Below are 13,763 nucleotides of genomic sequence, written 5' to 3'. Positions count from 1 at the left end.
GCGGGATGCTCCTGTCAGTGCTTGAGCACGCGGCCGGGGTTCATGATGCCCTGTGGGTCCAGCGCCTGCTTGACGGCGCGCATCATCGACAGGGCCACGGGCGACTGGTACTTTTCGAGCTTGTCGGCCTTGAGTTCGCCGATGCCGTGCTCGGCCGAGAAGGAGCCGCCGAATTCGGCCACCGCGTCGTACACCAGCTGGTGCACATGCTCCTCGTGGTCGCGCAGGAAGGCCTTGGGGTCGCCCTGCTCGGGCGCCTGCACGTTGTAGTGCAGGTTGCCGTCGCCCAGGTGGCCGAAGTTGACCAGGCGCACGCCCGGGATCTCGCGGCGCAGCACGGCGTCGGTGTGGGCCACGAAGGCGGGGATGCGCGAGATCTGCACCGAGATGTCGTGCTTGATGTTCAGGCCCTCTTCGGCCTGCGCGAGCGGAATGTTCTCGCGGATGTGCCACAGCTGCTGGGCCTGGGTCAGGTTCTCGGCCACCACGGCGTCGGTCACGCAACTGGCCTCGAAGGCGGTCTCCAGCAGCGCCTCGAAGCGGGCGCGCGCATGCTCTTCGGATTCGCTGTCGGAGTTCTCCAGCAGCACGCACCAGGGCGCGTTCTCGTCCCCCAGGAAGGGCACGCGCAGTTGCGGCATGTGCTTGCCCACCAGGCTCAGCGCGAACTGGCCCATGACCTCGAAGCCCGTGAGGCCTGCACCCAGGTGCTTGTGCGCCAGGCCCAGCAGGGCCACGGCGTGCTCCATGGAGGGCACGGCGGCCCAGGCCGTGAGGCGCGCCGCAGGCTCGGGGTAGAGCTTGAGCGTGGCCGCGGTGATGATGCCCAGCGTGCCCTCGCTGCCGACGAACAGGTCGCGCAGGTCGTAGCCGGTGTTGTCCTTGCGCAGGCCCTTGAGGCCGTCCCACACCTCGCCCTGGGCGGTGACGACCTCCAGGCCCAGGCACAGGTCACGCGCGTTGCCGTAGCGCACCACCTGCGTGCCGCCGGCATTGGTGCCCAGGTTGCCGCCGATGGTGCAGCTGCCCTCGGCCGCGAGCGACAGGGGGAACAGCAGGCCCGCGTTCTGCGCCACGTCCTGCAGGTTCTGCAGGATGCAGCCGGCCTCCACCGTCATGGTGAGGTTGTCGGTGTCGATGTTGCGCACGGCGTTCAGGCGCGTGAGGCTCAGCACGATCTGCGTGCCGCTGTCGTCGGGCGTGGAGCCCACCGCCAGGCCGGTGTTGCCGCCCTGCGGCACGATGGCGGTGCCGGCCGCGGCGCAGGCCTTGACCACGGCGGCCACTTCCTGTGTGCTGGCCGGGCGCACCACGGCCAGGGCCTTGCCGCGCACGCGGCGGCGCCAGTCCTGCTCCCAGGCGGTCAGGTCGCCATCGGCCAGCACGTTGGCCGGGCCGACCAGGGTGCGCAGGGTGTCGAGGAGGGTGTTGGTGGTCATGTCGGTGGCCTTTCGTCTACGGCGTCAGGGGCTGCTGTTGCCTGGTGGCGCAGCGCAGCGTGGATGGAGGGGCGTGGGCGGGTGTTGTGGTGGGCGTGTGTGCTGTGGAGCGGTCACGCCACGGGGGCCTGTGCCGGCCCCTCCTGGGTTGGGGGTGGCGCCATGGCTGCCATGGCCTTGGCGTTGCGCTGGCGCAGCCGCACGTGCAGCGTGCAGGCGGTGAACAGCACCAGGCACAGCAGGATTTCGGCCCAGGCCAGCCACTGCGAGGGCGGTTTGTCCCCCCAGCCGCGCACCACGCCTTCGGTGAAGTACAGCCAGATCACCAGGCTCACCCAGCGGTAGGTGTACATGCGGTTCTTGAGCAGGCCGGCCAGCGGAATGCACAGCGGCAGCGCCTTCAGGGCGATCCACGAGCCGCCGGGGCGCACGGGGGCCAGCACCAGCTCCCAGGCCAGGCACAGCACGATCAGCGCCATCACGCTGCCGGTGGCCGCCCAGCGGGTGGCGGCGATGGCATGGTCGGAGACGGGGAGGGGAGCGGTCATCGGTGGCAGGTCAGGTAACAACGAATGGAAAGAGGGGGCACGGCTGGCAGGCTGTCCATTTTCGCTGGTGGCCTGCGCCGCGCTTGGGCCCACAATGCGTGCTGGATGCGCCTGGCGCATCCCTGCGATGCAGCCAGCGTTCCACAACACCCCGTGGTCCTCTCCCGGACCTGGGATCATATCGGCCATGCCCTTGACCCTGCAGACTGTAGCCTTGCGCATCGAAGCGCTGATCACGCAGCTGTCGCATTTCCCCTGGAAAACGACGGCCCAGACCCTGCGCGAGCGCTTTCGCGAGGACCACCTGGGCCTGACCGCCAGCAGCCTGACCTTCACGACCACGCTGGCGCTGGTGCCCTTCTTCGTGGTGGCACTGGCGGTGTTCACCGCATTCCCCATCTTCGGCAAGGTGCAGGACGTGCTGCAGCGCTGGCTGGTGGACAGCCTGGTGCCCGACAGCATCTCGCGCCAGGTGCTGGGCTACCTGACCCAGTTCGCGGCCAAGGCCAGCAGCCTGGGCGTGGCGGGCTTCAGCATCCTGCTGGCCACGGCGCTGGCCCTGATACTGACCATGGACCGCACGCTCAACGACATCTGGCGCGTGCGCCGCCTGCGCCCCCTGGGCCAGCGCGTGCTGATCTACTGGGCCGCCATCACCCTGGGCCCGCTGCTGCTGGGCGTGAGCCTGGCGGTGACTTCGTACGTCATGTCGGCCTCGGGCGGCCTGGTGCGGGCCTTGCCCAGCGGAGTGCAGCTGCTGTTCGACTCCATCCAGTTCTTCGTGTTGGCGGGCTGCATGGCCGCGCTGTACCACTATGTGCCCAACACCCCGGTGAAGTGGCGCCACGCCTGGGCCGGGGGCCTGTTCGTCTCGGTCTGCATCGAGCTGGCCAAGCGGGTGCTGGCCATCTACCTGAGCAACGTGCCCACCTATTCGGTGGTCTACGGCGCGTTTGCGACCCTGCCCATTTTGCTGGTCTGGATCTACGTGGCCTGGGTCATCGTGCTGCTGGGCGCGGTGGTGACGGCCTACCTGCCCAGCCTGCTGGCCGGGGTGGCCCGGCGCGGCACCGTGGCGGGCTGGCACTTCCAGCTCGCGGTGGAGGTGCTGCAGGAGCTGTACCTGGCGCGCCGCCATGCGCAAAAGGGGCTGCGCGCGGGCGAGCTGGCACTGCTGCTGCGGCTCGATGTGCTGCAGCTGGAGCCGGTGCTCGATGCACTGGTCTCGCTGGATTGGGTCGGGCAGATCAACGACGCCACGAGCGATCCCGATGCGGCGGATGTGGCCGAGCCGCGGTACCTGCTGCTGGTGGATCCTCTGGCTACTCCGGCCGAGCCGTTGGTGGAGAAGTTGTTGCTGGAGCGGGCGGAGAGCCTGGGGTCGTTCTGGAGCAGTGCGGGGTTGGAGAGGATGAAGGTGGCGGATTTGATTCGGGGGCGGTGATCTTTGGTTTGTTGGTGTGGTTGCTGCGTGCCTTGATTGAGATCGGAGTCCGGGCGCACATCCCGGCCTCTGCCCTCAGCGAAGGCATGCAACTGAAACGACCCCAAAACTCAACGAGCCGGTGCAGCCACAGAAGCCGCCGGCCCCACCACCACAGGAGCAGCCGCCGCACCACTGGCCCCAGACGCAGGCACCGCAGCCGGCGCAGCCACGGGAGCCGTCACGGTCACCCGCGGCACCCACCGATCCAGCCAATGCGCCCGCCAGGCCACGAACACAACCACCACAACAGCCACCAACACCCCCAGCGCCACCCACACAGGACTGCGCGACTCCGCAAACGGATCATCCAGCATGCGCCGCGCATTCACCGGTACCTTGGCCGTCTGCGACAGAGAACCCCCGAGCCGCGTGTTCACCCGCATGCGCCCGTTGATCGCCCAGCCACTCGCATCCAGGATGGGCCCCAGGCTGCGCTGGCGCAGCTTGAGCCAGGCGATCAGCATGCTCGGCCCCGAGATCGCGAGCACGATGCCCAGGATCGCCAGGGGAATCCACATCCCCAGGTCCACGAACTTGCCGAAGATGCCCACCAGCACCGCGCTGATGCTGCCCAGTGCCACTCCGATGGCGGCCACGGTGCCCACGTCCGTGCGCCGCGCTGCGCCGGGGAGCGTGGTGAGGCTGCCGGCCGTGCCGCCCGCGGTCTTGGCGTCGGTGCTGGCCAGGGTGCCGGCCGTCGTGCCCAGGGATTTCTGCACGCGCGCGTCGCTGGCCGAGGCGCGCTTGGCGACCTGCTCCTCGACCATGCGCACGAACTTCTTGTAGGGCGAGAAGAAGGCCTGGCGGATGCTCGTGGGGTTCTCGATGATGCGCGTGATGGTCGCGTCCCAGTCGTTGCCGTCGCGGTCGTAGAACACGCCGTTGCGGCCCACGAAGAGAAAATCCACGTCGCCTGCGGTGAAGGCCGCCACGATGCCCATCTTGTGGCCCTTGCGCGTGCAGTCGCAGTAGGCCAGGTAGGTCTTGGCCAGGCCGGCCAGCTTGGCGTGGCGCGCGGCGTCGGGCACCTGCACCACCAGGTCGCAGCTGCGCGCGTCCAGGTACAGCGTACCGGCCTGGAAGATGGCGCCCCGGCGCTGGTAGAAGGCCGAGAACGAGACGAAATTGTTGAGCAGCTCCAGCAGCCCCTGCTTGAAGCGCAGCAGCTTCTCCAGCGCCAGGGCCTGCTGGTTGTGCTCCTCTTCGGCCTCGTCTTCGGCGATCAGGGCCATCACGCGCTGCTCGGCATCCCCGGCGAGCAGGGCCTCGCGCACCTCTTCGTCCAGGGCGTCCAGGCGGGTGGCGGGCCGGTCGGCCAGCCACTGCTGGCAAGGGGCCAGGGCCTTCTGGATCAGCTGCCACTCGTCCTGGGTCAGGCTCTCGGCATCGGTGCGGGCCAGCAGGGGCTCCACCGTGCGCTCGCGGAAATTGCGCAAGGCTTTGGACCAGGCCGGGTTCACACCACGTGAGAGGGGTAGGGCGCCGCCCGGCGTGATGGGGGCGAGGGGCAGGGTGGTGATGGCCGGCGAGGCCAGGCCCAGGTCCTTGCCGGACATGGCGCTGTACTCCTCCAGCGACGGGTTGAGTGCCGTGGCCGCGCGCGGGTCGTAGCTGGCCAGGCGCGTGCGGGCAAAAAAATCCTCGACCTTGGCGGCCACGGCGTTCATGGCCTCGGTGGCGGCCAGCGTGCGCTCGCCCAGGGCCAGGCCCGTGGTGGCCTCGCGCGCCTGGGCAGCCCAGGCCTTGAGCTGGTTCAGGTCGGCGAAGAAGGCCTCGGCACGCTCGCGGTCGATGCCGGGCAACTGCTTGTCGGTGGCCGGCGGAATGCCGCCGTGCACGCTGATGATGTGGACTATGACCTCGCGCGCCACCGTGTCGTCGCCGGCCGTGTCGGCGGTGATGATGCCGTCGCCGTTGAAGCGCATTGCACTGAGCTGCTTGCCACGCTCCAGCACATCGGCCAGGGCGATCGCGGTGGCCTCGGGCCGGCCGGCCATGGCGAGCAGTCGCCGGGCCTCGGCGGCGAGCGCCGCGCCCTCCTCGGTGCCATCGTGGATGGCGTCGATCTCCAGCACATCGCCGGGCCGGGCCAGTTCCTCGGGGTCCCGCAGGCGGGCACAGGCCCAGGCGCAGGCGGCGAGCAATTCGGGCGGGCGGATGCGACCGTCTTGGTCGGTGTCGATCAGGTCCAGCGTGCGTTCGTCAAACTCGATGCCGCGTGTGGGGCAGGCCAGGGCCACCCAGAGCTTCTGGTCGAGTTCGGCGAGGTGGGCGATGTCCTGGCCGGTCTGGATGATGACCTGGTCCACGCCGCCGGCGCGAAAGAACTGCCAGGCGTGCTGCGGTGGGGGCTGCTCGGGTTGCAGGGGGGCGCGGTGAACGGGATGGGCGGTGGCTGCGGTCGGGTGGGGCGGCTGGTCCATGCCCTGATTGTCGGCAGGCGACAGGGCGGGCCGCCCCGGACCTGGGCGAACGGCCCTGTAGGCAGCCTCCTACGATCGCTGGAAGGTCGCGCCCAGCCAGCGCAGCGGGTTGAAGCCGGTGACCAGCCCCGTGGCCACCAGCACCAGCATGCCGCCCCAGAGCATGCCTGGGCCCAGTGCCTCACCCAGGAACAAATGGCCCCAGGCCACGCCGAACAGCGGGATCATGAAGGCGCTGCTCATGGCGGCCACGGGCGACACCTGGGCCAGCAGGCGCAGGTTGAGCCAGTAGGCCAGGCCCGAGGTGACGATGCCCATCACCGCCACGGCCGCCAGCGCCCCGGGCGTGAACTGCGCCTCGGGCATGCTCCAGGCAGCACCCGGTGTGAGCATGAGCAGGGCCGTGCCGTGGATGCCGGCGGCAATCGCCAGCGGCGGCATGCGCGTGGTGGCGCGCTTCATCCAGGGCGTGGAGACGCCGTAGCAGGCCGAGGCCACCATGCACGCCACGGCCGCGATGAGGAGGGCCGGCGTGGGCGCCACCGGGCCCAGTTGCACGATCAGCGCCACGCCCGCAAAGCCGCAGAGGCAGCCCAGCCACTTGCGTGTGCTCAGCGTATCCTCCTTGAGCCAGGCCGCTGCGATCACGCTGAAGGGCACGGCCATGGTGTTGAGCAGCGAGCTGTAGCCCGCGGGCAGGTGCAGCGCAGCCCAGGAATACAGCAGGAAGGGAATGGCCACCGTGAGCGCGCCCAGGCCCACCAGTTCGCGCCAGTGGTGCCAGGGCCAGCGCTCACCGGCCAGGCGCATCAGCGCCATGAGCGTGAGCGTGGCCAGCCCGATGCGCAGGGCCGCCATGACATTGGGGCCGAGCACAGGGCTCGCGACGCGGATGAAAAGAAAGGAGGCGCCCCACAGGGCAGACAGCAGCACCAGCTGCAGGAAATGGCGGGTCTTCACTGGTGCATTGTCATGCAGCGCCGCAAAGTCTGCAGGCGGCTGCTACTTGCGCACCTCGTCCACCATGGCGCGGAAATCGTCGATGTCCTCGAAGCTGCGGTACACGCTGGCAAAGCGGATGTAGGCGATCTTGTCGAGCTTCTTGAGCTCGCGCATCACCAGCTCGCCGATGCGGCTGGAGAGCACCTCGCGCTGGCCCAGGTTGAGCAGCTTTTCCTCGATGCGCTCGATGGCACTGTCGATCTGCGTGGTGCTCACGGGGCGCTTGCGCAGCGCCAGGTTGAACGAGCCGAGCAGCTTGCCGCGTTCGTACTCGATGCGCCGGCCGTCCTTCTTGACGATGGCCGGGAAGTTCACTTCCGGCCGTTCGTAGGTGGTAAAGCGCTTGTCGCAGGCGCCGCATTGGCGCCGGCGGCGGATGAAATCCCCTTCTTCAGACACCCGGGTCTCGACGACCTGCGTTTCCTGGTGGCTGCAAAAGGGGCATTTCATGGTCGCGCGGCGCCGCTGTCGATCAGCGGTAGACCGGGAAGCGGGCCGTCAGCGCATTGACCTTGGCGCGCACGGCGGCGATGTTGGCCTCGTCGCGCGGGTTGTCCAGCACATCGGCGATCAGGTTGGCCGTGGCGCGGGCTTCTTCTTCCTTGAAGCCGCGCGTGGTCATGGCGGGGGTGCCGATGCGCACGCCGCTGGTCACCATCGGCTTTTCAGGGTCGTTGGGGATGGCGTTCTTGTTGATGGTCATGTGGGCGGAGCCCAGCACGGCCTCGGCTTCCTTGCCGGTGATGCCCTTGGCGCGCAGGTCGACCAGCATCACGTGGCTTTGCGTGCCGCCGGAGACGATGCGCAGGCCGCGTGCGGTCAGCGTTTCGGCCACGACCTGTGCGTTCTTGATCACCTGTTCCTGGTAGGCCTTGAAGCTGGGCTCCAGCGCTTCCTTGAAGGCCACGGCCTTGGCGGCGATCACGTGCATCAGCGGGCCGCCTTGCAGGCCGGGGAAGATGGCGCTGTTGATGGCCTTCTCGTGCTCGGCCTTCATCAGGATGATGCCGCCGCGTGGGCCGCGCAGGCTTTTGTGCGTGGTGGAGGTGACCACATCGGCATGGGGCACGGGGTTGGGGTACACGCCCGCGGCGATCAGGCCGGCGTAGTGGGCCATGTCCACCATGAAGATCGCACCCACGTCCTTGGCCACCTTGGCAAAGCGTGCGAAGTCGATGTGCAGGCTGTAGGCCGAGGCACCTGCGATGATGAGCTTGGGCTTGGTCTCGTGCGCCTTCTTCTCCATGGCGTCGTAGTCCAGCACTTCGTTGGCGTCGAGGCCATAGGAGACCACGTTGAACCACTTGCCCGACATGTTCAGCGGCATGCCGTGCGTGAGGTGGCCGCCTTCGGCCAGGCTCATGCCCATGATGGTGTCGCCGGGCTTGAGGAAGGCCAGGAACACGGCCTCATTGGCCGATGCGCCGCAGTGCGGCTGCACGTTGGCAGCTTCGGCGCCGAAGATCTTCTTGACGCGGTCGATGGCCAGCTGCTCGGCCACGTCCACATGCTCGCAGCCACCGTAGTAGCGCTTGCCGGGGTAGCCCTCGGCGTACTTGTTGGTCAGCTGGGTGCCTTGGGCCCACATCACGGCGGGAGAGGCGTAGTTCTCGCTGGCGATCAGCTCGATGTGGTGCTCTTGCCGGGCGTTCTCGGCCGTGATGGCGGCAAACAGTTCGGGGTCGGTCTGTTCGACAAGAATATTGCGGTCGTACATGGTGTGGCAGTCCTATGAACTTGTGTCCCTTGAAACAAGGGCTGCCCAGGCGAACGGCGGAACGCGGCAGGCATGGCACCCGCGCGGCACGCTCCCCAGTGGTTCACAAGGGGCCAGCCCTTGTCGGTTTCCACGTCAGCGGCAACCCGGTTGCGGGCTGCGCCTATCGCCAGTTGCGTACCTGCGTAGTGTATCCCAGGCAGCGCCCGACTGCGCCGGGATCGCAGATCTGTCAGGAGGGCTGCGAGAGCAAGGCCACCTTGTCGCTGCCACCGCTGGCCGGCGAGGCGGATGCCGGCAGCTTGGCCGAGGCGGGCACCGATTGCACCGGTGCCTGCGTGGACAGGGTGGGCGGCGGGTTGGTCGGCATGGCGCGGCCGCCGGCCACCTGGCGCAGGCGGAAATGCTCGGCCAGCACCTTGGCGGTGTAGCCGCCATCGTCGGGCAGGTTGGCTGCGCCCACGTAGTAGCGCAGGCCGCCTTCGAGCGAGCCGGCGCGGGCAATGCATTCCTGCAGCACCTTCACGCCCACGCGCAGGTTGGTCACGGGGTCGAAGGCCGCGAAGTGGCCGCCGAAGTTCTGGTACTTCTCGGTGTGCACGGTGGTCATCACCTGCATCAGGCCCTGGGCGCCCACGGCGCTTTGTGCGAAAGGGTTGAAGTTCGACTCGATGGCCATGATGGCCAGGATCAGGGTCGGGTCGAGCTTGTTGCGCGCGCCCAGCTCATAGGCCTCGGCCACCAGCACGCTCAGGGGCTCGGGGGCCACGCGGTACTTCTTGCTCAGCCAGAAGGCCACGGCCGCCTGCTCCTTGGGCAGGTCCTTGGGGTTGCCTGCGGTGGCGCGTTCGCTCGCTTCGGGCTCGATGGGCATGCCCAGCACGGCGACCTGGCGCGCCTGCAGCCAGTTCATGAGTCTTTCTTCTCCAGCCTGGCGCAGGTCGGGCCGGGCGGTCAGTGCGATTGCGATGAATGCAACGGTCAGCCCGATGAGGGCGAAGCTGCTGTGGGTGATTTCAAGAAAACCTTCGGTCACGTCGGCGGCGAAGGTTCGCACGCCCGAGACCACTTTTCCTGACGCTGTCATAGCTCTTCCTTTCTGGGGCGCTTCCCTGAGGCCCTGCAACCACGGGGTGGTTGGCAGGATCAGGCGTATCACCTGGATTGGTACGCCATCAATTTCAGGGCCTGCAAAAAGCAAGAGGGCCGTGAGTTGACTTAGCCGGGTTCGGCAGCGGGGTTGGGGTTTTTACTAGCCGTTTTTGAGGCTGGCGGATTCTAGGAGGTCACCAAATAGCTAGTCAATACTAACAAATTGCAATGTTAGATGAATTTGTAATGAAAAATCTGTTAATAAACACAGGTTTTTGGGTTTTTTCCCTCGGAAGGCCGGCGGTGTGCACCAGAGGGCCATGACGCCGCGATGTCAAATTCAATCGGCTTTTTCCTACCCATTGCAAAACCGGCTTGAGGTCCCGAAGCGACTTTGGTAAGGTTCAGTGGCCTGTTGATTTCAGGCATCGCCAGACGAAGCGAACTCTCCCGCCGATGGGCATTCAGTGCCGCGGTGCAGCAGATGAAACTTCCACGGCACCCCCTGGAGGCAATACCTTGCCTCCTCGCTCAGCGGACCTTCATCTCCGCAGTGCGAAACGATGGCAAAAGACCGTTGTGTCAGCCGTCAAGCCCGGGAGACTGTCCACTTCGGAGAGTCCCCCGGGCTTTCTCGTTTGTGGGCAGGTGTTTTGCCCTGTGCGCCAGCGCCTGCCGTGGCTGGGGAGGTGCATGCTGACGGCTTGCCGCCGTGCTTGCGGCCAAGCCTGGATGGGCCCGGGTTGAACTGCCTCAAGCCATTGAATGGGGGCTTGCCGCATATATATAGATAATGGGGGCAATTCCCAGAGCGGGCACAGGCCCCGGGGAGACGCCGCAACCCTGCAAGGCAGGGTGCAGATGCCCGCGCACCGGGTGGCCCTGGACAGGACTTCCCCCGAGGAATCCCCTCGCCAGGACGGCTGGTGGCCCGCCTGCACGAACCCGGTGAAAATAGCCCGTTTTCTGCCATGCACCTGCTGGGGGTTGGCGCAAGCCCTGGGGGCTTTGCGCGTCCACCCGGATGCAGGGATGGCCGTTCGTAATCCTTTGGATCCATGTTTCCATTTTTTTCCCGCAGCAAAATGTCCGACGCACCTGAAGTGAATCCGGCCCCGGCCAAAACCCAAGAGGCGCATCCCCTGGATGCACTGACCGGCGGCGCCTTCTCTGCCGCCACCTCGGGTGAGCGCGCCTCCCGCATCCGCGACTGGCTGGCCACCCAGCCGGCGCCCGAGCAGCTGCAGGAAGTGTTCAAGGAGCTGAGCGGCCGCGACAAGGGCGCCGCCCGCGCCGTGCGCGAGCGCCTCGACGAAATCCGCCGTGCCAAGGGCCAGGAAGCCATTGCCGCCGAGTGGGCCGAAAAAGCCCAGGCCCTGCTGGCCGCGCCCAAGCTCAACATCGCCGATGCCCTGGCCTGGCAGCGCGACGCGGCCAAGGCCGGCGCGCCGCTGTCGCGCGAGCCGCTGTCCCTGCTCAAGGTGCAGGTGGCCGACCGCGTGAAGGTCATCGAAGACCTGCAGCACCGCGTGCAGGTGCAGCGCGAAGCCGCCGTGCTGCTGGCGCAGCGCATCGAAGTGCTGTCCACCAAGCCCTGGCGTGACGCACAGGCCGCACTGGAGCTGCTGCGCGGCGACGTGGCGCGCTGGCAGGAGCAGGCCCAGGAGCTGACCGGCGACGCCAGCTGGGCCAGCGTGGAGGCGCGCTTCCCGCCGCTGCTCGATGCCTCGCGCACCCAGCTGCTGGTGGTGTGGGATGCCTTCCAGCCCGCCGTGGCCCAGGCCGCTGCTGCGGCCGAGGACACCAACGCCCCGCTGCCGCCCGTGCCCGTATGGGCCGACGAACTGCGCGTGGCGCGTGGCCTGCCCACCGAGGCGGCTGCTGCGGCAGCGGCCGCTGCTCCGGGTGCTGCGGCCAAGCCGGCCCGTGCGCAGAACAAGCCCAAGGTCGACCCCGAAGTGCGCGAAAAGGCCGTGCAGGCCGTGCGCGAGGCCTTGGTGGTGCTCGAAAAGGAAACCGCCGAAGGCCATGGCAAGGCCAGTGCCGGTGCGGCCGCTGCACTGCGCGCCGTGCTCAAGAACCATGGCAAGCACATCGATGCCGCGCTGGAGCAGCAGGTGCACACGGCCCTGGTGGCCGCTGGCGAGCTCGAAGGCTGGCAGCGCTGGGGCGCCGACCAGGTACGCGAAGACCTCGTGGCCAAGGCCGAGGGCCTGCTCAACCGCCCCGAGGGCCAGGCCCTGGGTGGCCGCAAGATGCAGGAAACCCTGCGTGCCCTGCGCGAGCAATGGAAGCAGGCCGACCAGGGCGGTGCGCCCAACCACGGCCTGTGGAAGAAATTCGACGAAGCCTGCAATGCCGCGCACAAGGTGGTGGAAGCCTGGCTCGACAAGATCCGCGCCGATGCCGCCGAGCACAAGGCCCAGCGCCTGGCACTGATCGAAGAGGTCAAGGCCTGGACGCAGGAGCACGCCAACTCGGGTGACTGGAAAGCCATCAACCGCGCCCTCTACCAGTTCGGTGACCGCTGGCGCGAAGGCGGCCATGTGGGCGAGAAGATCTTTGCCGAATTGCAGCCGCTGTGGAAGCAGGCCATCGCTGCGGCCGGTGCGCCGCTGGACGCCGCGCAGAAGGACAGCCTGGCACGCCGCCACGCGATGATCGACGAGGCCGTGGCGCTGGGCGCTGCACCCGCTCTGCGCATCGATGCCGTCAAGGCGCTGCAGCAGCGCTGGCAGGCCGAGGCGCAGACCGTGCCGCTGGACCGCAAGCACGAGCAGAAGCTCTGGGATGCCTTCCGCAAGCCCATCGACGAAGCCTTCAACCGCAAGTCGGCCGACCGCGAGAAGGTCCAGACCGAACTGAGCGCGCGCGACCGTGTGGTGCTCGATGCCTCCAAGGCGCTCGAGGCCGCCAACGCCACGGGCGATGCGCAGCAGATCCGCGCCGCCGTGCAGGCCCTCGAAGCGGCCCTGCGTGGCCAGGCCCAGGCGGCCGAGGCGGCTGCAGCATCGGCCCCGAAGAGCGAACCGGCCGCAGCCGCACAGGCCGCCGATGCCGGCAGCGAAGCGCCGGCCGATGGTGCGGCCACCGAGGGTGAGGCCGCTGCTGCGGCGCCCGCTCCCGTGGCCCCGCCCAAGCCGGCCCGCCCCGTGGTGGCGGTGCGCGGCGACGACCGCCCTGGCATGAAAAAGGATGCGCCTGCGGCCCCGGGCCGGGGCGCGCGTCCGGGCGAACGCCGCGACGGTGGCCGGGGTGATGCGGGCCGTGGTGGCGCGCGCGATGGCCGTCCCGGCGATCGTGGTGGTGAGCGCGGCAGCCGCTTTGGTGACCGCGAGCGTCCGGCCTACGAAGACCGTGGTCCGCGCCTGGGCGATACGGCCTTCCGTGCCCAGCGCGATGCCATGGAGCACGCCCAGCTGGCCCTGAAGAAGCTGGCGGCCCAGGCCCATGGCGAGGCCCTTACGCAACTGCTCTCGGCCTGGGAAAAGCGCGATGCCGCGCAGGTCCCGAGCGCCCAGGAACTGGGTGGCCGCGTGACGCCGGCGGTGCGCACCGCATGGACGCAGGCCCTGTCGGCTGCGCCCAAGGGCGATGCGGCCGAAGCGCTGCTGCGCCTGGAGATGGCGGCCGAGGTGCCCACGCCGGCCGAGCACATTGCTGCGCGTCGCCTGCTGCAGTTGCAGCTGCTCACGCGCCGCAATGACCCTGCGCCTGAGCAGACCTGGGGCCAGGACGCGGCCAAGGTGCTGGCCAGCGGCAGCGATGCGGCCACGGCCCGCCGTCTGCAGAACGTGCTGAAGAACCTGCTGCGCAAGTAAGGACCGATGGGGCGCAGGGCTGCGGCCCTGTGCTGTGTCTGCATGACAACGCGCCTTCGCGTGCGTGCCTTCGGGCGCGGCTGCGAAGGCGCGTTGTCTTTTTGGCGATGGGTGCGCAGGTTGCGCGTGCCGCTGTGGGGGGGGGGGCATGGCCGCGCGCCAGGGCCATGAAGAGGCGCAGCCGAAAACAAAAAAGCCGTTGCGAATGCAACGGCTTTTTATGTGTTTGGTGCCC

The 13,763-nt window shown here is 68.2% G+C and carries 9 protein-coding genes and 1 riboswitch; of the genes, 2 read left to right on the top strand and 7 right to left on the bottom strand.

Going from position 1 to position 13,763, the window contains the following annotated elements:
* Positions 1 to 14: 14 nt before the first annotated feature.
* Both AC3WOH_RS16705 and AC3WOH_RS16700 read right to left on the bottom strand, forming a co-directional pair.
* Positions 15 to 1,439, bottom strand: a complete 1,425-nt coding sequence (locus AC3WOH_RS16705) for an FAD-binding oxidoreductase (protein WP_492230421.1) — start codon at positions 1,437 to 1,439, stop codon at positions 15 to 17.
* A 113-nt stretch (positions 1,440 to 1,552) separates the two neighbouring features.
* Complete coding sequence (locus tag AC3WOH_RS16700; RefSeq protein WP_492230420.1) at positions 1,553 to 1,987, bottom strand: DUF2069 domain-containing protein; 435 nt, start codon at positions 1,985 to 1,987, stop codon at positions 1,553 to 1,555.
* 187 nt (positions 1,988 to 2,174) lie between these two features.
* Between AC3WOH_RS16700 and AC3WOH_RS16695 the strand changes: the two genes are divergently transcribed.
* Positions 2,175 to 3,431 (top strand): YihY family inner membrane protein, encoded by a 1,257-nt coding sequence (locus AC3WOH_RS16695; protein ID WP_492230419.1) that lies wholly within the window; start codon positions 2,175 to 2,177, stop codon positions 3,429 to 3,431.
* Between the two features lie 110 nt (positions 3,432 to 3,541).
* On the opposite strand, the gene AC3WOH_RS16690 is transcribed toward AC3WOH_RS16695, so the two are convergent.
* From AC3WOH_RS16690 to AC3WOH_RS16670, 5 genes are all read right to left on the bottom strand, one after another.
* On the bottom strand, positions 3,542 to 5,896 hold the full coding sequence (locus AC3WOH_RS16690) for a hypothetical protein (protein ID WP_492230418.1): 2,355 nt from the start codon (positions 5,894 to 5,896) through the stop codon (positions 3,542 to 3,544).
* A gap of 69 nt (positions 5,897 to 5,965) precedes the next feature.
* Positions 5,966 to 6,856 carry a DMT family transporter gene (locus AC3WOH_RS16685; protein WP_492230417.1) on the bottom strand — a complete coding sequence of 297 codons (891 nt, stop codon included), beginning with the start codon at positions 6,854 to 6,856 and terminating at the stop codon, positions 5,966 to 5,968.
* Positions 6,857 to 6,898: 42 nt separating this feature from the next.
* The gene (gene nrdR / locus AC3WOH_RS16680) at positions 6,899 to 7,348 is read right to left on the bottom strand and encodes a transcriptional regulator NrdR (RefSeq protein WP_007856647.1); all 450 of its coding nucleotides are present in this window, start codon (positions 7,346 to 7,348) and stop codon (positions 6,899 to 6,901) included.
* Positions 7,349 to 7,370: 22 nt separating this feature from the next.
* Positions 7,371 to 8,615 carry a serine hydroxymethyltransferase gene (gene glyA / locus AC3WOH_RS16675; protein ID WP_184862209.1) on the bottom strand — a complete coding sequence of 415 codons (1,245 nt, stop codon included), beginning with the start codon at positions 8,613 to 8,615 and terminating at the stop codon, positions 7,371 to 7,373.
* Between the two features lie 36 nt (positions 8,616 to 8,651).
* Positions 8,652 to 8,802, bottom strand: a riboswitch (ZMP/ZTP riboswitch).
* A 45-nt stretch (positions 8,803 to 8,847) separates the two neighbouring features.
* On the bottom strand, positions 8,848 to 9,702 hold the full coding sequence (locus AC3WOH_RS16670; RefSeq protein ID WP_492230416.1) for a lytic transglycosylase domain-containing protein: 855 nt from the start codon (positions 9,700 to 9,702) through the stop codon (positions 8,848 to 8,850).
* Between the two features lie 1,063 nt (positions 9,703 to 10,765).
* Here AC3WOH_RS16670 and AC3WOH_RS16665 point away from each other — a divergent pair.
* Complete coding sequence (locus AC3WOH_RS16665) at positions 10,766 to 13,528, top strand: DUF349 domain-containing protein (RefSeq protein ID WP_492230415.1); 2,763 nt, start codon at positions 10,766 to 10,768, stop codon at positions 13,526 to 13,528.
* The last annotated feature ends 235 nt before the right edge of the window (positions 13,529 to 13,763 follow it).

This window comes from Acidovorax sp. FW305-C-20-28, from assembly GCF_058783375.1.
Note: the sequence above shows the minus strand (reverse complement) of the source record. Positions and strands in the feature narration are given on the sequence as shown.